Origin of the sequence: Acinetobacter sp. MF4640, from assembly GCF_002018895.1 — a bacterium.
GTDB lineage: Bacteria > Pseudomonadota > Gammaproteobacteria > Pseudomonadales > Moraxellaceae > Acinetobacter > Acinetobacter johnsonii.
Map to the genome: position 1 here is coordinate 1 of NZ_MVOM01000026.1, position 18,026 is coordinate 18,026.

Consider the following 18,026-nt stretch of genomic DNA (forward strand, 5'->3'; position numbering starts at 1 on the left):
GTTTGCCTTTTGATGGCGCATACCATTGCGTAGCAGGATCAAACCAAATGGCAATATTTCCGCGACTCATGAGTGCTCGGTTATATGCGGGCCAATTGGTTGTGCGGTAGATTTTGTGTGTAGGCTTATTCATTTGAAAATTATATCGCTAAAAAAGCCTTTACAGATAGGTTTGTGCAACAAAGCCGTTTTTTGAGTCTATGCTTCAATCCAATTATCTTTAATTTCTTGGGCATCTTTGCTTAACATGACCTGATCCTCTCGAATTTCTCTTACCCATGCACTTGAGATAATATGGTGTTTCCCATCGCCATGTTTGGTGAGTTTGATCTCGTTACCTTCTATGTGGTCAACATCTCCAATCTTCGTTCCACATACGGCAATTACACTAGAATGTTCTTTAATGTCTGAAATATTAATCGTGGTCATGATATACCTCTATCTTATTCATCGAACAAAAACGAAGATTTACCCTAACCTAATTTATCCTATTCATGAGCTTTTGAAATACAACACTAACATATTATGTCTTAAAATTTACGAAGTATAAAAATTGTCAGTCTGTGTTTTATTCATAGAGTGCTAAGTTGATTAAATTATGCTGGTGTTATTTTTTTTTCAATTCAGCCAGCATCTATTTACTGAATTTCCAGCATTATTATAGTGAATGACTTTTGCATAATTACCTACGGCTATTGCATTATCAGGAATATCTTTGGTGACCACACTACCTGCACCGATGGTGGCATTATTGCCAATTTTAACATGGTCGATAATACAGACATTTGGGCCAATATATACATTGTCGCCAATTACAGCAGTCTGACGACCGCCATTGGCATCAATCGTTGTAAATTGTTATAGGTTGACATTGTTTCCAATCACAGTCGTTGGGTTGACAATCAAAGGTCCCCCATGACCGATGAACAAGCCATAGTCAACTTTTGTGGTGCAGTGGATATCGATCCCGTATTTTTTCTTCTTATAATAAAAAATAGGGTAGGCCAGTTTGCCGATCCATGATTTTGAAGTCGAAAGACGTAACCAAACGCTAAAGTTAAAACCACGATTAAACAAATAAGTTTTGAGGAATGAACTTAGTTTTGTATTTATAAATGACTCAAAATCAATTGAACTAACATGGAAAAGAACTCATAGGTTGAATGCGCGATTTTACTTGATTTGACGCTGAGATGTTATCTCGATTTTGCCTTTCAGTAGGGTCTCTTATTTTTAAAAAATATCAATTGGCTTTTATTTGTACAGTTGTTTCGAAATGTCATAGACCCTTGTTGATAGTGAAAAATGCTTTTATATTGTACTTACAGTAGGTCGATAACTAAGACGCTACGATGTAGTTGGACGGATCAATGACAGCTCGTTGAGTTTGAAACGAAATGTTCAAACAATAAATCAGCACTAGCCTTCCAACATAGAAAAGCTCGCAGAAATGCGAGCTTTTTTATGTGAAAAAATATGACTATGTATCTCAGTTGTTAAGCATATTTGATTTAAGTTTATGATTTATAGTCATGATTTTGAAAATATTTATATAAATTAACATTGCGATAAATTCTAACAACTCTAAGGGCAGTGTTGGAAAAAACTTGTGCTATAAGATTAAGCAGAGCTAAAAAAAGAAAAGGAAAATGACCATGACTCAGCTTGTAGATGTAAAGGTAAAGGACCAGTACAGTCAAACGTATAATGTAAAGGCCCAGTTAAGACAAGTACCTGAAAACTCCGAAGCAGAACGTTTGGATTTGTTTAAACGAATTGAACATATCGTTGTTGATGGTGAAGTGATTCTGCCTAGTATTGAACTGTTATTTGAAAGTCGACAAACGGAAAATATATACCGAGTTATTGATTAACCCTATTGAAAAAAGCCCATGTTTACATGGGCTTTTTTATGGGCGATCTACGTCGAGTTGCGTTATCCCATTGCAGTATATAAGAGATAAATTTTTTTGAGCGATTATCTTGAAGGTCATAAAATAAAATCAGCATTTCACTTCACACATAGTTATTATTTATCAAGCTGTTTGATGAATGGTTCGAGTAACCATTGTGCCAAAGTATTATAAAGTCGATGAAAAACATTAAGATTTATTGCCTGAATGATAAAACAATAGATTGCTAATCAAACTCGTAGTCTTTAAATCTTAACTAAGGCCGAAAAAGACTCAATTATTATCCTTTGAATCTATTTATTTAGGCTGCCTGCAAACGCAACAGTGAGTGATTGATCTGTTGTAAGTGTTGGTTGAGTACTATGGGTTCTATTCGACTTTCCTGTAACGTCGTAATCCATTGCATTTGGCAGCGTTTGAGACTGTGTAAGTCTGTCGCCGATTGAATTTGAAGAATGAGTTGTTTTGCCATTAAGCCACAATAACGTTGTAATAAGCTCATCATCAAATCGCGTGTTTCTTCAAAGCTATAAGCTTTAAGCGGTGGGGCTGGGCTTTGTGTAGGGGTGGGTGGTGAAGGAGTCTGCGCTGTGCTGTCTAAATCTATTGGATTGACGTTATTCTGACTATTTTCGAGTACAGACGTCGATGATTGAGCCTCCGATGACGGCTGTATTGGGCTAGAGACGCGAGATGTTTGTATGGAATGAATTAAACCTAATTCAATTAATTGTCCGAGGATTTCAGGCGTTGCGATGCGTTGTTTGAACTGGTCAGCCAATTGTTCAAAATCTTCTGTACCAATTAAAACCAATAGTCGTCTTTGACGCGCATTGAGTGGGATATGACGTTGTTGTAAAGCATCTAAACCTAATGCTGTTTTTTGATAATGATTCATACCTTAATTTACTCCCCCGAAAAAATAAATTAAGGCTGAACATACAGGCTGAAAATTACAACAATATTAAGAATTTATGACAAGACATTTTAGAGCGTTTTAATGCTCGTATTTTCTAACGCTTTACGTAAGTACGGATCGAGCTCATCTTGGCGCATTAGCCACTGAATATAGTCAGCAGGAAGTTCGGCAATCGCTTTTCCGCGATGCTTGCCAAAATTAATGACACGCGGAATACGAGCATCCTCAGAGACAGCAAATAATTGCTCCATGCTGTTTATTTTTAATTGGTGAACCACATGCATTAAAATATTGGCCGTTAAAATAATATCCATATCGGCACGATGAGCCTTTTTAATCATTTCACGGGCTTTTTCACTGCCTTTTGAAATCATATAAATGAGTGCCGAAATATTGTGGGCTTCAGCATCAGGCCAGACCAAACGTGCAAGTGCGAGTGTACAAATCGCTTTAATACGAGAAGTATCGACACCACATTTTTCGATAGCACGAATATCATAATCAATATTATGACCAATGATGTACTGCGTTTCGGTAGGTAGTTTGAAGGTCGTATAGTGAGGCTTCCCAACGAGGTCTGACTCTAAAATATGATGCACAGCCATCGCTGCGAATGAGATTGGTTCATCGACGGTATAGAGCTGATCAAATACTTGGCTTTTATCTAGGCTTAATTTGCCATTTGCAATTTCAATCGGTGCATATGCAATCTCAATGGGCTGACCATTTAGGGTATGGGTTTCTGTGTCGAGAATAATGGCTTGCATGTGCATATCCGAAAATTAAAAGCTGAATAAATTTATCATTTCCAAGACTATCAAGACAGCCTATGACTGCTAGATTTGTGGTTTATTCGCTGATTTTGTGCGGTGATGTTGTTTAAATCATCTGGTGAACCTAGGTGATTAGAGATCAGAATTTATTAAGCAAGGGAAAAATTGGAAGCTACTTGACAATTTATTTAGGCAGATTACAAGGAAAATTTTTGCTTAAAATTAAAATAATTCTTTGGGATTCAGCTCAAACAACGACTAGGAGAGTGTTCCGCATCTGAATTCAGTTGAATTCAGTTGTAGGGGCAGGATTTATTTTGAACTCCAAATTACCAGTTTTTATAACAATGGTGAGTGTGCATTTGCAGACAATGTTCACTTTGTATCATTCTCGTAACTGGTCTTGCCATGTGTCATTTTGAGGCGTAAATCATTAATGTATTCAAGTGATTTGAATCGTTACAACAAGAAAAAATGTCATTAAGGAATTTTAAGATGAAAAAACATATATTGGCCGTGTTCGTCAGTAGTTCTGTGCTTGTTTTAACAGCCTGTGGAGGAGGGGATGGCGATTCAACTTCTGTTATCGTAGATGATGGGGTGCCTAAAAATAATATTGTTAATCCAGTGGTTAGAGTCGAGGCTTATACAGATGTAGATATTAATGCTAATGTTGTGTTGGATAGTGTTAGTAGTTCTAAAACATTGATGACCTATTTAATGCGTGGGGTCAATGGAAGTGAAACGCAAGCAACAGCTTTAGTCTTTAAACCAAAAGGGCCAATGCCAGCAGGCGGTTGGCCGATCGTTGCATGGGCACATGGAACTACAGGTGTTGCTGATCAATGTGCCCCGAGTCAGCAAGGTTTAGGTGGAAACGAATTCTTAATTGCAAAGTTACTTGTAGCAGGTTATGCCGTGGTTGCTCCAGATTATGAAGGCTTAGGTGAACCTGGAGGTCGTGAGTTACATCCATTTTTAAATCTGAAAAGTGAGGCTTATTCGATCACAGATGCAGTTGTTGCCGCGAGTAAAAATTTGGGGAATACAACGGAGAAGCGCTGGACTGTTATTGGCCATTCTCAAGGGGGACATGCCGCATTAGGTGCTGCTGAGAATGCATCAAGAGCACAGCTCGATTACAAAGGCGCTATTGCCATTGCACCAGCATCCAACCTGAGTTTAATCCTCGCAGGTGGTGAGCAGCAAGCTGCTACGGAAACGGATCTAACGAAAAAAATTAATATTCTTGCGCCATTAGATACTTTTACTGCTTTAATTACAGCAGGATTAAGAAATCCTTACCCAGCATTACGCTATAGTGAAGTCTTTGAAATTCCAACAGATGATATTGCGAGACAAGCTGAGTCTCTATGTTATACGCTATTAGGAGGTACTTTTCGTGCCCCAATGGTCGATTACGCAGACATTTTTGGAACAATAGAGGGATATCCACGTACCCAAACTGGGTTTATGACCAATATTCCGGAAGTGAAAGATTTTCTAGCAAATGGTTCTCAGCCTTTGAAAAAGAAGATAAGTACTCCAATCATTATTTATCAAGGATCATTTGATGAGACTGTGCCTAGAAAGGTTACGGATTTTTTAGTGAATACTGCACCAGCAGGGACAGTCATTACTTACAAAAATGATGGATTACTTGCTCCAGTTGATAAATGGAATCATACGACTGTTTATACTCGTAATTTGGATAATTTTGTGACCGATGTAAAAACTCTCATGCCAATTCAGTAATTTGCTTTGACTCAAATCGCTCAAGGAGTTCTGCTTCATGAGCGATTTTTTATTTAAAACTGCGTAAAGTTCGTTCTCGAAATTTATAAACTTCATGCTACAATACGCGCCAATCTTAGCACGGCTTAAAAGCCCTAATTTCATAGGACCTCGCTAATGTTTGCCAATATCTCAATTGCTGAATTTGATCCAGAAATCGCGCAAGCAATCACAAATGAAGATGCTCGCCAAGAAGCGCACATCGAACTGATTGCTTCTGAAAACTATTGCTCTCCAGCAGTAATGGAAGCACAAGGTTCAAAACTTACAAACAAATATGCTGAAGGCTACCCAGGCAAACGCTACTACGGCGGTTGTGAATATGTAGACGTGATTGAACAATTAGCGATTGACCGTGCTAAAGAACTTTTCGGTGCAGATTACGCAAACGTTCAACCACATGCAGGTTCACAAGCAAACTCTGCTGTTTACTTAGCGCTTCTTAACCCGGGCGACACTGTTTTGGGTATGAGTTTGGCTCACGGTGGTCACTTGACTCACGGTGCTAAAGTAAGTTTTTCTGGTAAAACATATAACGCAATTCAGTACGGTTTAAACCCTGAAACTGGCGAAATTGATTACGAAGAAGTTGAACGTTTAGCAATTGAGCACAAGCCACGTATGATCGTAGCTGGTTTCTCTGCTTATAGCCAAATTGTAGATTGGCAGCGTTTCCGTGACATCGCGGATAAAGTTGGCGCTTACCTATTTGTAGATATGGCTCACGTTGCTGGTCTAGTTGCTGCTGGTGTTTACCCAAGCCCAGTTCAGATTGCTGACGTAACAACAACCACTACACACAAAACACTTCGTGGCCCACGTTCAGGTTTAATCCTTGCAAAAGCAAACGAAGAAATTGAGAAAAAATTACAATCAGCTGTATTCCCTGGTAACCAAGGCGGTCCATTGGTTCATGCGGTAGCGGCTAAAGCAATTTGCTTTAAAGAAGCAATGGCTCCTGAATACAAAGTTTACCAACAACAAGTAGTGAAGAACGCTCAAGCAATGGCTGAAGTTCTCATTGCTCGTGGTTATGACATCGTTTCTGGCGGTACAGAAAACCACTTGTTCTTGTTATCTCTTATTAAGCAAGATGTAACAGGTAAAGAAGCAGATGCATGGTTAGGTGCAGCTCACATTACTGTGAACAAAAATGCAGTACCAAATGACCCACGCTCACCATTTGTGACTTCTGGTATCCGTATTGGTACACCAGCTGTGACGACTCGTGGTTTCGGCGAAGCTGAAGTGCGTGAACTTGCTGGCTGGATCGCTGATATCCTAGACAGCAAAGGTGACGAAGCTGTGATTAACGCTGTTAAAGCGAAAGTTGAAGCTGTTTGTGCGAAATTTCCTGTTTACGCAAACTAAGTTCTGACTTGAGAAAGCCCCCTCAAGGGGGCTTTTTTTATAGCATTAAAAAATCAAAATCAGTTGAAATATAATTTAGACTGCATTTCTGATATAACAGAAGTTATAGGCTAATAAATTATTTTTAATAAGAATTTTATTCATACCGTATTCAAATAGGAATGCAGCACATGGCAAACCCAGCAATTATCATTTCTGAGCAGGATCTTCATCGTTTAGAAACGATGTTAGAACATCAGCCTAAACTTACACCGACCATGCAGTTGCTTGAAGAAGAATTGGCACGCGCCGATGTTGTTGCTCCACAAGATATGCCTGCCAATGTGGTAACGATGAATGCAAAATTTTTACTGACTATTGCACCATCTACAGAAGCATCTGAAATTACCTTGGTTTATCCGCATGATTTTAAAGGCGAGAAGGGACAGGTCAATGTTGTAGCCCCTATTGGTGCAGCAATTCTTGGCTTAGCTGAAGGTCAAGAAATTGAATGGCCACAGCCAGACGGGCAAATGATGAAAGTCAAAATTGAAAAAGTGGTTTATCAACCTGAGCGTGAAGGCGATTATTTATAATATCGAAACACCCCATTTTAAAGCCATGTTGATCATGGCTTTTTTATGATTTCAAATATGCGTTTTGTTTCATAAAGGATTGTAACTCCATAGAAGATAAAAACAGAGTATGTATTGATTGGATCTTTTACTTCTACTCAATAGGTTTGGGTCTAGTATGAATAGAGTACTGAATAACTGATATAACCTTCATGATAATTTTTACGGCACAAAAGATGTCACAGCATTTTTGCAAAAATCTACATGTTATGTGACATAAAAGCTGTACTATAAAAATGATTTTATTCAATTTCTTTATTGGGTTAAAGCGCTATGGCACAAATTGACGTTCTTGTTCCTTTAAGGGATATACCTGTCAATTCAGATGAACTTTTAAGTATCCAGCGTAATGATTTGGTTCCATTGCTGAACGATCAATATCGTCTCAATCATTATGCAGATAGTGTCATTCAAGCGCAGTCTGTGCTGTTAAATGGAGTAGACCCGCAGCTCACTTTACAGTTGAGTCAAACCATTGAGCAACTGATCCAGTCACTGGCTGACTCAAAAAAATACCTGAAGAAGCGCAAATTTAATGGGCTGCAAAAGTGGCTCGGGATTGATATTGAATATGGTTCAACCCAAGTTGAATACTATAAGAAACTGGATCAACTGTTGGATCGGACCAATCATCTTAGTCAAAAATTACAAATTGAAATTCAAAAGTCGCAAGCACGTTATCAGCAGCTCACTGGTTTACGTGAGCAAATGGCCAAATATGTATCTGCGGCTGAAGCATTTTTAATGGAATATCCTAAATTTGTGAAGAATGCACATCCTTTAGATAATTTTGCAGAACGTTTATCGAAGAAAATAAACAGCTTGCAGACTTTGCAAAGCAGTAATGATATTGCGATCACTCAAATACAATTGTCTCAGCAGCTTTCATTGAGTTTGTTAGACCGATATAAAGAGGCACAGCAGGTTTTGATCCCAGCATGGCAATATCATGTCAAACAATCGCAGCAATCTAGCTCGACAATTGAACTGGAAAAGCTCGATAATAGCCGTGAAAAATTGATTCATACATTAAAAAAATCACTACAGAAACCAACACTTTAAGAAATAGATTAGGTGAATTATGACCAACTCAGAACAAAACAGTCTTGTGGTAGAGCCAACCACTGAAGTGATTGAACATAAGTTTCAACAGTTAAATTTGCAAGAAATTGGCTTGCAACAAGATGACTTCAATGCAGTCTTGGCAGCGCGGAAAGAGTTGGCAGAAATCAACCATAACGCCGTGGCGGAGTATGGTAAAAATATTGCGACACAAACTTCAGGATATACCGATGAATTGTTAAATTTAGTGCAAAACAAGGACCTTGATGAAACAGGGCAAAAGCTGAATCAGGTGGTACAAGTCGCACAACAACTGAATACCTCAAGTATCTTAAATAAAAAGAAAAATTCAGGTTTCTTCGGTGGCTTGATGGGCAAAATTAAAGGCGCAAAGAATAATATTGATATGCACTTTAATACCACCAAAGAACAGATAGATACTTTGGTGAAAGAAATTGAAAAATCGCAGTCTGGTTTAAAAGCACGTGTCGATACACTCGATCGGATGTTTAATGGTGTGCAAAGTGAATATAAACAGCTCGGTGTGTATATCGCAGCAGGTAAGTTGAAACAGGATGAAATTCAGCAGGAAATCTCAACACTGACTGCACAGGCACAAGATCAAACCACGACGCAGAGAGTTTACGACCTCAATCATTTAGCCAATAATTTGGAAAAACGCGTGAGTGATTTGCAGGTTTTACAACAATCAGCCATGCAAACATTACCGATGATTCGTATTATCCAGTCTAATAATTTGATGTTGGTCGATAAGTTTTATGCGATTAAAAACATCACATTGCCTGCATGGAAAAACCAAATTAGTTTGGCGATTTCTTTAAATGAGCAGAAGAATAGTGTGCAGTTGGCCAATACCATTGACGATGCGACCAATGACTTATTGAAGCGCAATGCTGATTTGTTACATCAAAACTCAGTAGATACGGCAAAAGCCAATCAACGTTCAGTGATTGATATTGAGACGCTTGAACATGTACAAAACACCCTCATTAAAACAGTAAATGATGTGATTCAAATACAAAAAGAAGGGATGCAGAAACGTGCGGAAGCAACCACTCGTTTGCGTAGTTTGCAGGACAATTTGAATCAATTGGTTTTAGAATCGAGTTCTACTAATCGTACGACACCATCTTAATGCCGAGTTGGGTGGTCGATAGAGGAGAAGCATTTGCCTTCCTTAGATGAGTATGTTGTTCAGCCTCAGCACATTGAACAAGGCGTGGTTGCACTTAAACAACGTCAACGTAAACTGAGTTTATGGTGTATGTTGAGTGCTGCCTTGTTTATTGCCTCCAGCATTAGCTATTTTCTACAACCAGATTTTGTCTATAGCTTTTTTGGACTGAGCACTGAAATACAGCAACTGCATATGCCCATGAGTGTCGATGAAAATCTCGCATCACTTGGACATCAGCCAGATTATTTTCTGAATTTGCTGTCATGGTTTGGTTGGCTTGTGCTCAAGATCATGGTGTCTTTTATTGGGGCATTTGTACTGGTGTACTATGCACGGAAAATTCATTTTTTCTATGTACGTTTTCAGTCTTTTATACTGAAGTTTGTGGCATGGCTGATTGCCTTTATTCTGCTTTGGTCTGGGCTGACTTATGTGCAATATGATTTAAAAGATGATGAAAGCGAGGCTTTTCAGCAAATCGTACACTACGATAAAAACATTCAGCAAAGTGAAATAGCACAGTATTTGCAGCAGTCACAAATACAAATGCCTGTAAAACATTATTTGCTTGCGCAAACGGCATTGTTACACCAACCTGTCGATAAAAATGCAGCAATTCCGCATGTGCTTGCTCTGGTCCAAGCAGAAAAAACCGATTCACATTTTATTGAATATGGGTTTAAGCCTGAACAGTTATGGACGATGCAGCATCAACTCTATGGCAAAACACTCATGCCGATGGCTGCAAGTGTAGAAAAACAAGTTCAGCAAGCAGCACAGTTCACTACGGTCATGCAATTCTTCTCGCTTATCTTGATGCTACTAATGGCAGTGCTGAGTCTTGTGTTGTTTGGTCTGACACGTCAGTTAAAAGCCAGAACTTTAAGAATTGAACAGCGGATGCAGAGTGAATCCTAAGCTTTGACTTCATTTAAAGTCCTGCGTTTAGTGGGACTTTTTATGATGAATATCTTTAAATCTACAAAACCGATTACAAGAATAAAAACAAACTGTTTTATCTATTTTCAGATTTACTCTATGATTCTTCTATCAAATAATTTTATAGACTGCTTTGGAGAGCTTAACCATGTTAGATCAAAATACTTCAGCTCAATTAAAAACACTTCTTGAACGCCTAGAAGGTCCGATTGAATTGGTTGCGACTTTGAACGGTTCTGAGAAATCAGACAAAATCAAAGAATTGGTTGAAGAAGTTGCAGCACTGTCTCCACTGGTGACTGCACGTTTTGATGGTCAAAACTCACGTGCACCCAGCTTCGGTGTGGCAAAAGCTGGTGAAGAGCCACGTGTCTTCTTTGCGGGTTTACCGATGGGGCATGAGTTTACCTCTTTGATCTTGGCATTGTTACAGACCTCAGGTTATGCACCCAAAGTATCGGATGAAGTTTTAGCTTCAATCAAAGGTTTAGGCATCCAGTCTGACTTTGACGTCTTTGTCTCTTTAAGCTGTCATAACTGTCCAGACGTGGTACAAGCGTTGAACCTGATTGCTATTTACAATCCAGGCACGACAGCCACCATGATTGATGGTGCATTCTTCCAAGACGAAGTTGAAGAACGCAAAATCATGGCTGTACCGATGGTGTTCCAAGACAACAACCATATCGGTCAAGGCCGTATGACCTTGGAAGAGATTGTTGCCAAACTGGATACCAATTCTGCGGCCAAAGAAGCTGAAAAACTCAATGCCAAAGAGGCTTTTGATGTTTTAGTGGTTGGTGGTGGTCCTGCGGGAAATACCTCTGCCATTTATGCCGCACGTAAAGGCATTAAAACCGGGATTGTGGCTGAACGTATGGGTGGTCAAGTCATGGATACCATGGACATTGAAAACTATACCTCGATTCAAAAGACCCAAGGGCCGAAGTTTGCTGCTGAAATGGAAGCACATGTACGTGAGTACGGTGTGGACATCATGAACTTACAACGTGTCTCTAACATCAAAGGTGCGGATGAGACAGCGAATGGCTTGGTTGAAGTCACTTTAGAAAATGGTGCAAAACTTGAATCTAAAACGGTGATTCTTTCAACAGGCGCACGTTGGAGAGAGATGAATGTGCCGGGTGAAGCAGAATATCGTACTCGTGGTGTTGCCTACTGCCCACACTGTGATGGTCCATTGTTTAAAGGCAAACGTGTTGCAGTGATTGGTGGAGGGAACTCAGGTGTCGAAGCTGCGATTGATCTTGCTGGGATTGTAGAACATGTGACTTTGGTTGAGTTTGATACCAAACTACGTGCCGATCAAGTGTTGCAAGATAAATTGCATAGCTTGCCTAATACCACAGTAATCCTGAATGCACTCTCAACTGAAGTAGTCGGTGATGGTAAGCAAGTGACAGCATTGAAATATAAAGATCGCGCAACTGATGTAGAACATTCGGTTGAGCTTGCAGGAATCTTTGTGCAAATTGGTTTATTGCCAAACACTGATTTCTTAAAAGAGACTGCTGTTGAGCTTTCAAACCGTGGTGAGATTGTGATTAATGATCGCAATGAAACCAATGTCAAAGGTGTATTTGCCGCAGGTGACTGTACGACTGTGCCATACAAGCAAATCATCATTGCCACAGGTGAAGGCGCGAAAGCAGCTCTGTCTGCTTTTGATTATATTATTCGTTCTGGGCTGTAAGTGTGAAATGAAAAAGCCAACGCTCTCCCAAAATATACGTTGGCTTTTTCCCTTTATGTTGCATCGTTGATCTTTGGTTTTACCCTTGATAGGAACTGGGTCGCTAACAGCTCAGTTCCTTTTTTTGTTTAAAGCAAATATCTTGTACAAAGAAAAAGCCAAAGTGCTCCCCAGTCACTTTGGCTTTTTCATTTAGTTTTTGTTTATTGTTATTCTTTGCCCAGTTTTTGTTTTGAAACTCTGAGTGTGGTCAGTACTCGGTTTCTTTTCTACTTTCCCCAAGGTTAGACGCTAAATAAGTTCAATCCTTTAAATTTTTCTAACAGTTGTTGTTGTGTTTCAACGTATTCTGGATGTGGCTCGATACAGGCAATTGGGCAAACATCGACACAGGTTTGGGTATCATAAAAACCAACACACTCGGTGCAGCGGTTGACGTCTATTTCATAAATTTTATCACCTTCAAAAATAGCGGTATTGGGACATTCAGGAAGACACATATCACAGTTAATACAAGCATCCGTTATTTGTAGTGCCATAGCATTATCCCCAGTCAGCTTGTAACATAAGCCAATGCAGGCGCTGAAATGTCAGTGCTTGAATGCGGTAAGTTACGAATGAGCAGGGCATAGCGCATGTCTACATCAGCAGGAACGGGTATTTCAACCACATGTCCTGAGCCTTTCGCTTCAAGTATTGGATTGCCTTTTTTATCGAGGATTTCTGTTAGTTTAAATATGATGTTGCCTGAAGTGGTCATGAGTTCGAGCACATCGCCCACTACAAAACGGTTTTTGACATCGACTTTCAAATAATCGCCATTGCGTTCCAAAATTTCACCGCAGTATTGTTGATGGTCAAAACTGGATGAACCATTTTCATAATTTTGATATTCGCTATGCACGTGGCGACGTAAAAAACCTTCGGTATAACCACGGTTGGCCAGACCTTCGAGTTGTGTCATGAGTGAGGAATCGAAAGGTTTACCTGCGAGCGCATCATCTATGGCTTTGCGATAAATTTGTGCTGTACGGGCACAGTAAAAATAAGACTTGGTGCGTCCTTCAATTTTTAAAGAATGAATCCCCATTTGGGTTAAGCGCTCAACATGTTGCACCGCGCGTAAGTCTTTTGAGTTCATAAAGTAAGTACCATGTTCGTCTTCTTCAGCAGCAAACATGTCTTCATCATGACGTTGTAGTAATACGGGTTCATCAAACTGATGCTGTGCTTGCATATGCAGTTCATCAGCATTAGAGCTTGAACAGCAGTTGGAGCCTGTATTCAGATTTTGGACTGGGATCACATCGCCATTTTCATCTTGCTGAGTCTCGTGTACTTTGTATTCCCAACGGCATGCATTGGTACATGCCCCCTGATTGGCATCACGTTTATTCATATAGCCGGAAAGCATACAACGTCCAGAGTACGCCATGCATAGCGCACCATGCACAAAAACTTCAATTTCCATGTCTGGTACTTGTTGCTTAATTTCTTCAATTTCATCAATAGATAATTCACGGGACAAAATGACCCGAGTCAGTCCCATGTTCTTCCAAAACTTCACAGTAGCCCAGTTAATGGCATTGGCTTGAACCGAAAGATGCACATCCATGTCTGGAAAATGTTCGCGTACCATCATAATCAGGCCTGGATCCGACATGATCAGGGCATCGGGTTGCATTGCAACCACAGGTGTGAGGTCACGAATAAAGTTTTTGAGTTTTGAGTTATGTGGTTGAATGTTGACGACCACATAAAACTTTTTACCTAAGTCATGCGCTTCTTGAATGCCGATAGCCAGATTGTCATGGTCAAATTCATTATTGCGCACACGTAAACTGTAACGAGGTTGTCCGGCATAGACTGCATCTGCACCATAGGCAAATGCATAACGCATATTTTTAAGCGAACCTGCAGGAGAAAGAAGTTCAGTAACGTGATGAATGCTCATGATTAAACTAAGGCATAGAAAAAATATGGGTTTATTGTAGGGCTTTAAAAAATAGATTCAACCTAGTAAACAACTCGGAATTTAAACGGTTATAGACGCGAAAATTACATGTTCAAATGCTGGATGTGAGTGCTCCATTATAAATGTTTGAATATATGGTTTTATGTGGCTAAGGATAAAAATGAATTTAAATCCCCTTGTTTTATAAAGTAAAAGATCTGTTATATAAAACTTATTCGAGGTTCTAATCATCAAAAAATTGGAGTTCTTTGCGGCCTTTTATCCGAAATAATTAGGGATCATTTTTATTAGATTTGAGGTTAGGCTAGATTTTTTATTTCTGAAATTATTAAAAAATTAAAGAAAATAAGGATAAAAATCCTGCATTGCCCACGAATGGTTTGAGTAAATAGGTAGCAAAACTGAGTAATACCCATATTCTAAATTCTGCGTTGATGTGTTTTATACATCTAGCCCTGCTTCAAGATGTCTTAAAATTTGACAATCATCAATGGTTGATTGAGTTGAGCAAGACTGCCGAAGCTGTTGTAGCTGTATCTGAAATTTTTGCAATTCAATGATTTTTTGTTCGACTTGTTTTAAATGCTCATCGATCAGTTGATTGACAGCACTACAGTCTTGTTGAGGTTTTTGTTCCAGTTCAATCAGGTATTCAATTTCTTTGAGTGAGATATCCAGCGCGCGGCAACGTTTAATAAAGATGAGTCGTTTAAGTGCATTATCTTGATAATAGCGATAATTATTGTCCCCGCGAAAAGAAGGTTCTAATAAATGCTTTTTTTCATAGAAACGAATGGTATCGGCACTTAATCCTGTTTTATGGACTAAGTCTTTCATCAAATAAATAGCAGATGAGTTTTGTTGATTCATTTTGCTTGACCTTAGAGCGACTCCATAGTTTTTAATCATAATAGAAAATGATTACGTCTGAATAGAGGTTGTGTATATGGCATGTTCTTCTTGCAGTTGTGCACCTGCACCGCAAAAGCCAAATAGTAAGTTTAGAACGGCATTGTGGATAGCCTTATTGATCAATTTAGCTATGTTCGTGGTGGAGCTCATTGGTGGGGCTTATGCGCATTCGTCATCTTTATGGGCCGATTCTTTAGATTTCTTTGGTGATGCAGTCAACTATGGTATTTCCCTAGCGGTGCTTGGTGCGAGCTTGTATTGGCGGGCGACAGTGGCATTGCTTAAAGGTATAACCATGGCGCTGTTTGGCTTAGTCGTGATAGGTAAAGTGATTTATGCCTATGTTTTGGGAATTCCGCCTGAAGCCATGACCATGGGGGTGATTGGTGTGATTGCTTTGCTTGCGAATGTGGTTTGTGCCGTCATTTTATATGCCTTTAGAGAAGGTGACTCTAATATGCAATCGGTCTGGCTTTGTAGCCGAAATGATGCGATTGGGAATGTGGCGGTTATTTTTGCTGCAATAGGTGTGTTTGGTACAGGCAGTTTGTGGCCAGACATAATCGTGGCAGGCATTATGGCGACTTTAGGTATGACGGCGGGTTATCAAGTGGTGAGCAAAGCGTTATCTGAGCGCAAAAAAAGTATATTAGAAAATTCGACTGCACAATAAAAGTGAGAGTGCTTCTACGGTTTAATTCTAGATTTAATACTACTGCTGGAAATTAATGCTTGGCATTCATAAGATGTGAATTCACTCCATATTCAAGAGTTGGATACGTGAGTGTACAAGGACGTTTAGCTACTGAGGTGAATTAATGAGTTCGTAAACTCATCTTGCTCCAAAAGTTATTCCATAGACTTAAATATTCAGTTTGAAGTTGCTGGAAATACAGAGCCTGTTCAGGTTTATAGCATTGTGTGAATAGCACCCAAACGTCGTCTTCATGATTGTCATCGTTAGCAAGGGTTGTATCACATGTTTCTGCAAGGCCATGACATGCATAGTATCCTTGGGTAAATAAAGGATCATAGGCTGCGAGATTAGTTCTGAGTGCTTCACTAAACTTAATCACTTGTAATTCAGTACAAGCCAAAATGAGCAGCAAGTCTGCATAAGAATGAATATGTTCTTGAATAAATTGTGCGATTGCAAATGCTTCAGGCTCGGTCTGTTTTTGATCGGTGACATTGAGTTCAAGTTGCTGCATCAGTTGAAGGAAATAGACCAAATGCGATTTAGAGGGTGAGCTTTTCTCAAGTTGATGGGTATTAAAACCCAATTCATCTAGAAGATTTAGTGACAACAAATAACGTGCATATATCTTGGCTGCAATGCGGTCTTGCTCCACGATATTACTGTCGTGCTCAAGTTGCAGTGCTTGATACATAGCCATACTCAAAGCATCAGTGAAAATTTTGACAATGGCGGTAAAATAATTCAGATGAATAAATTTCAGCTGTTCAAGGCTCAGTTGGCATTGATGCAGCCGTGTCAGTATCGGATGTTGAAATAAAATATGTTCGGCTGTCGTTTGTTTCAAGCGGATGATCGCTTGAGTATTGGTTGCCCATGACGCTGAGCTTAAGGATCGTTCAATAAAGCGCAAAACTTCTGCGCGGGTATGTTCAGACTGGGTGAAGGAGAGAGCATTCATATACGAAGTAAATTTTAATTGTCATCATTTTTATCATAGTGAAAAAGATCCGACTCTTCTAGTGTTTTATTTATTTTAAAAACTATATATTTCAAATGGTTATTTTAATATTGATATTGTTTCTTATAAAAAAACGGTGTTGATCTAAATTTGATATATAATATCGTCTTCAATCGATGTATTTCGTTTTCATGTGCTGTTCTTTTGGGTTAATGGCTTAATTTTAAAGTTTTGTGCATCAGGTAAAATAAATGTCAAAAAAAGAAGACATCATTAACACAGCGCTTAATCTCTTTAACTCACATAGTTATAATTCTATCGGTGTGGATCGGATTATTAGCGAGTCTGGCGTTGCTAAAATGACGTTTTACAAATACTTCCCATCTAAAGCTAAATTAATTGAAGAATGCTTAGTGACAAGAAACCAAAATTTACAGCAGTCGCTTGAAGCGACGATTGCTGCATGTGACCCAAGTGATTATCTCTCCCATATTCGTGCAATTTTTGAATGGTACCATGCTTGGTTTCATAGCGCGGATTTTAATGGTTGTATGTTCCAAAAGGCAGTTGAAGAAATTTCAAAAATTTATCCTTCTTCGCTACAGCCTGCAATTGATTATAAAGAATGGTTAAAAGGCAAGTTATGTCAGGCTTTGAATCGTCTAGGTGTGAAGCAGGATGAACAGTTGGCGGCTTTTTTATCGAGTATTTTGGATGGCATGACCATACAAGCGCAAATCGATCCGAAGCAAGTGCATTTGGAAGATTATTGGAAGCGTGTGAATACTTTAATTCAAATGGAACTTTCAGCTGCCTAATATATCAACTTTAATCTTAGAGTTAACCCAATACACATTATATTGCTGGCTTAAATGAGTTTAAAATAAATCACGTACAAATAAATAAGCGCGATAACGGTTAAGTTATCGCGCTTTGCTGATAATGATTATGTTCCATATCGCACATTATTTGACAATAATGCATGATATGGATATGAGCAACTTAAAGTGCCTTCTTATATTTTTTTACCCTCTGAATGTTTTCGGTCATTCAGTATTTCAGCAAAAATAGACAGACTTGTCTGTTTTGTTGAATTATAGAGACTTTGTGGAGAAAAACAACCAATCTATCTTTATTCTGGCTGAAATTTATTCATCATGCTTAATATCCCTTAAAACATGTAA

Annotated in this window: 17 protein-coding genes and 2 pseudogenes; 10 read left to right on the top strand and 9 right to left on the bottom strand. The window is 39.0% G+C overall.

All coding sequences use genetic code 11. The annotated features are described in order from the left end of the window. From MF4640_RS18995 to MF4640_RS09985, 3 genes and pseudogenes are all read right to left on the bottom strand, one after another. Window positions 1-133, bottom strand: a pseudogene (locus MF4640_RS18995) (IS5/IS1182 family transposase); the annotation flags it as partial. A gap of 65 nt (window positions 134-198) precedes the next feature. Further along, the gene (locus MF4640_RS09980; RefSeq protein ID WP_078389470.1) at window positions 199-429 is read right to left on the bottom strand and encodes a DUF2171 domain-containing protein; all 231 of its coding nucleotides are present in this window, start codon (window positions 427-429) and stop codon (window positions 199-201) included. A gap of 189 nt (window positions 430-618) precedes the next feature. Further along, a pseudogene (locus tag MF4640_RS09985) lies at window positions 619-1,131 on the bottom strand (serine O-acetyltransferase). 524 nt (window positions 1,132-1,655) lie between these two features. On the opposite strand from MF4640_RS09985, the gene MF4640_RS09990 reads away from it, so the two are divergent. Beyond that, the gene (locus MF4640_RS09990) at window positions 1,656-1,874 is read left to right on the top strand and encodes a hypothetical protein (RefSeq protein ID WP_078389471.1); all 219 of its coding nucleotides are present in this window, start codon (window positions 1,656-1,658) and stop codon (window positions 1,872-1,874) included. A gap of 340 nt (window positions 1,875-2,214) precedes the next feature. On the opposite strand, the gene MF4640_RS09995 is transcribed toward MF4640_RS09990, so the two are convergent. Together MF4640_RS09995 and MF4640_RS10000 are read right to left on the bottom strand one after the other, a co-directional pair. Beyond that, entirely contained in the window at window positions 2,215-2,811 is a 597-nt protein-coding gene (locus tag MF4640_RS09995; RefSeq protein ID WP_078389472.1) for a hypothetical protein, read from the bottom strand. 89 nt (window positions 2,812-2,900) lie between these two features. Further along, window positions 2,901-3,599, bottom strand: a complete 699-nt coding sequence (locus MF4640_RS10000) for an exonuclease domain-containing protein (protein WP_078389473.1) — start codon at window positions 3,597-3,599, stop codon at window positions 2,901-2,903. Between the two features lie 501 nt (window positions 3,600-4,100). Between MF4640_RS10000 and MF4640_RS10005 the strand changes: the two genes are divergently transcribed. The 7 genes from MF4640_RS10005 (at window position 4,101) to ahpF (ending at window position 12,297) form a co-directional block, all read left to right on the top strand. Further along, the gene (locus MF4640_RS10005) at window positions 4,101-5,360 is read left to right on the top strand and encodes an alpha/beta hydrolase (RefSeq protein ID WP_078389474.1); all 1,260 of its coding nucleotides are present in this window, start codon (window positions 4,101-4,103) and stop codon (window positions 5,358-5,360) included. 156 nt (window positions 5,361-5,516) lie between these two features. Continuing rightward, a complete protein-coding gene (gene glyA, locus MF4640_RS10015; protein ID WP_005400534.1) occupies window positions 5,517-6,770 on the top strand; it encodes a serine hydroxymethyltransferase in 1,254 nt (417 codons plus the stop codon). 170 nt (window positions 6,771-6,940) lie between these two features. Next, window positions 6,941-7,345, top strand: a complete 405-nt coding sequence (rnk, locus tag MF4640_RS10020; protein ID WP_078389476.1) for a nucleoside diphosphate kinase regulator — start codon at window positions 6,941-6,943, stop codon at window positions 7,343-7,345. 312 nt (window positions 7,346-7,657) lie between these two features. Beyond that, entirely contained in the window at window positions 7,658-8,446 is a 789-nt protein-coding gene (locus MF4640_RS10025) for a hypothetical protein (protein ID WP_005400536.1), read from the top strand. A 19-nt stretch (window positions 8,447-8,465) separates the two neighbouring features. Continuing rightward, a complete protein-coding gene (locus tag MF4640_RS10030; protein ID WP_039890055.1) occupies window positions 8,466-9,602 on the top strand; it encodes a toxic anion resistance protein in 1,137 nt (378 codons plus the stop codon). A gap of 33 nt (window positions 9,603-9,635) precedes the next feature. Then, window positions 9,636-10,562, top strand: coding sequence for a hypothetical protein (locus MF4640_RS10035; RefSeq protein WP_078389477.1), 927 nt, complete (start codon window positions 9,636-9,638; stop codon window positions 10,560-10,562). Between the two features lie 169 nt (window positions 10,563-10,731). Continuing rightward, a complete protein-coding gene (gene ahpF / locus MF4640_RS10040; RefSeq protein ID WP_078389478.1) occupies window positions 10,732-12,297 on the top strand; it encodes an alkyl hydroperoxide reductase subunit F in 1,566 nt (521 codons plus the stop codon). 284 nt (window positions 12,298-12,581) lie between these two features. On the opposite strand, the gene MF4640_RS10045 is transcribed toward ahpF, so the two are convergent. The 3 genes from MF4640_RS10045 to MF4640_RS10055 all read right to left on the bottom strand — a co-directional run bounded on the left by MF4640_RS10045 (window position 12,582) and on the right by MF4640_RS10055 (window position 15,142). Continuing rightward, window positions 12,582-12,836, bottom strand: a complete 255-nt coding sequence (locus tag MF4640_RS10045) for a YfhL family 4Fe-4S dicluster ferredoxin (protein ID WP_078389479.1) — start codon at window positions 12,834-12,836, stop codon at window positions 12,582-12,584. A gap of 14 nt (window positions 12,837-12,850) precedes the next feature. After that, window positions 12,851-14,251, bottom strand: coding sequence for a tRNA 5-hydroxyuridine modification protein YegQ (yegQ, locus tag MF4640_RS10050; RefSeq protein WP_078389480.1), 1,401 nt, complete (start codon window positions 14,249-14,251; stop codon window positions 12,851-12,853). Between the two features lie 462 nt (window positions 14,252-14,713). After that, window positions 14,714-15,142: a Cd(II)/Pb(II)-responsive transcriptional regulator gene (locus MF4640_RS10055; protein WP_005400541.1), complete on the bottom strand. Its 429-nt coding sequence runs from the start codon at window positions 15,140-15,142 to the stop codon at window positions 14,714-14,716. A gap of 76 nt (window positions 15,143-15,218) precedes the next feature. Between MF4640_RS10055 and MF4640_RS10060 the strand changes: the two genes are divergently transcribed. After that, the gene (locus MF4640_RS10060) at window positions 15,219-15,857 is read left to right on the top strand and encodes a cation transporter (protein WP_039890057.1); all 639 of its coding nucleotides are present in this window, start codon (window positions 15,219-15,221) and stop codon (window positions 15,855-15,857) included. Between the two features lie 142 nt (window positions 15,858-15,999). On the opposite strand, the gene MF4640_RS10065 is transcribed toward MF4640_RS10060, so the two are convergent. After that, on the bottom strand, window positions 16,000-16,842 hold the full coding sequence (locus MF4640_RS10065; protein ID WP_005400543.1) for a hypothetical protein: 843 nt from the start codon (window positions 16,840-16,842) through the stop codon (window positions 16,000-16,002). Between the two features lie 251 nt (window positions 16,843-17,093). On the opposite strand from MF4640_RS10065, the gene MF4640_RS10070 reads away from it, so the two are divergent. Further along, window positions 17,094-17,660: a TetR/AcrR family transcriptional regulator gene (locus MF4640_RS10070; RefSeq protein WP_005400544.1), complete on the top strand. Its 567-nt coding sequence runs from the start codon at window positions 17,094-17,096 to the stop codon at window positions 17,658-17,660. Window positions 17,661-18,026: the final 366 nt, after the last annotated feature.

Bases quoted from the DNA above. Each gene is read 5' to 3' on its own strand.
- MF4640_RS10060 (WP_039890057.1), top strand. From the start codon at position 15,219: ATGGCATGTTCTTCTTGCAGTTGTGCACCTGCACCGCAAAAGCCAAAT.
- MF4640_RS10070 (WP_005400544.1), top strand. From the start codon at position 17,094: ATGTCAAAAAAAGAAGACATCATTAACACAGCGCTTAATCTCTTTAAC.
- glyA (WP_005400534.1), top strand. From the start codon at position 5,517: ATGTTTGCCAATATCTCAATTGCTGAATTTGATCCAGAAATCGCGCAA.
- rnk (WP_078389476.1), top strand. From the start codon at position 6,941: ATGGCAAACCCAGCAATTATCATTTCTGAGCAGGATCTTCATCGTTTA.
- MF4640_RS09990 (WP_078389471.1), top strand. From the start codon at position 1,656: ATGACTCAGCTTGTAGATGTAAAGGTAAAGGACCAGTACAGTCAAACG.
- MF4640_RS10045 (WP_078389479.1), bottom strand. From the start codon at position 12,836: ATGGCACTACAAATAACGGATGCTTGTATTAACTGTGATATGTGTCTT.
- ahpF (WP_078389478.1), top strand. From the start codon at position 10,732: ATGTTAGATCAAAATACTTCAGCTCAATTAAAAACACTTCTTGAACGC.
- MF4640_RS10000 (WP_078389473.1), bottom strand. From the start codon at position 3,599: ATGCAAGCCATTATTCTCGACACAGAAACCCATACCCTAAATGGTCAG.
- MF4640_RS10055 (WP_005400541.1), bottom strand. From the start codon at position 15,142: ATGAATCAACAAAACTCATCTGCTATTTATTTGATGAAAGACTTAGTC.
- MF4640_RS10005 (WP_078389474.1), top strand. From the start codon at position 4,101: ATGAAAAAACATATATTGGCCGTGTTCGTCAGTAGTTCTGTGCTTGTT.
- MF4640_RS09995 (WP_078389472.1), bottom strand. From the start codon at position 2,811: ATGAATCATTATCAAAAAACAGCATTAGGTTTAGATGCTTTACAACAA.
- MF4640_RS10065 (WP_005400543.1), bottom strand. From the start codon at position 16,842: ATGAATGCTCTCTCCTTCACCCAGTCTGAACATACCCGCGCAGAAGTT.
- MF4640_RS10025 (WP_005400536.1), top strand. From the start codon at position 7,658: ATGGCACAAATTGACGTTCTTGTTCCTTTAAGGGATATACCTGTCAAT.
- MF4640_RS10030 (WP_039890055.1), top strand. From the start codon at position 8,466: ATGACCAACTCAGAACAAAACAGTCTTGTGGTAGAGCCAACCACTGAA.
- MF4640_RS09980 (WP_078389470.1), bottom strand. From the start codon at position 429: ATGACCACGATTAATATTTCAGACATTAAAGAACATTCTAGTGTAATT.
- yegQ (WP_078389480.1), bottom strand. From the start codon at position 14,251: ATGAGCATTCATCACGTTACTGAACTTCTTTCTCCTGCAGGTTCGCTT.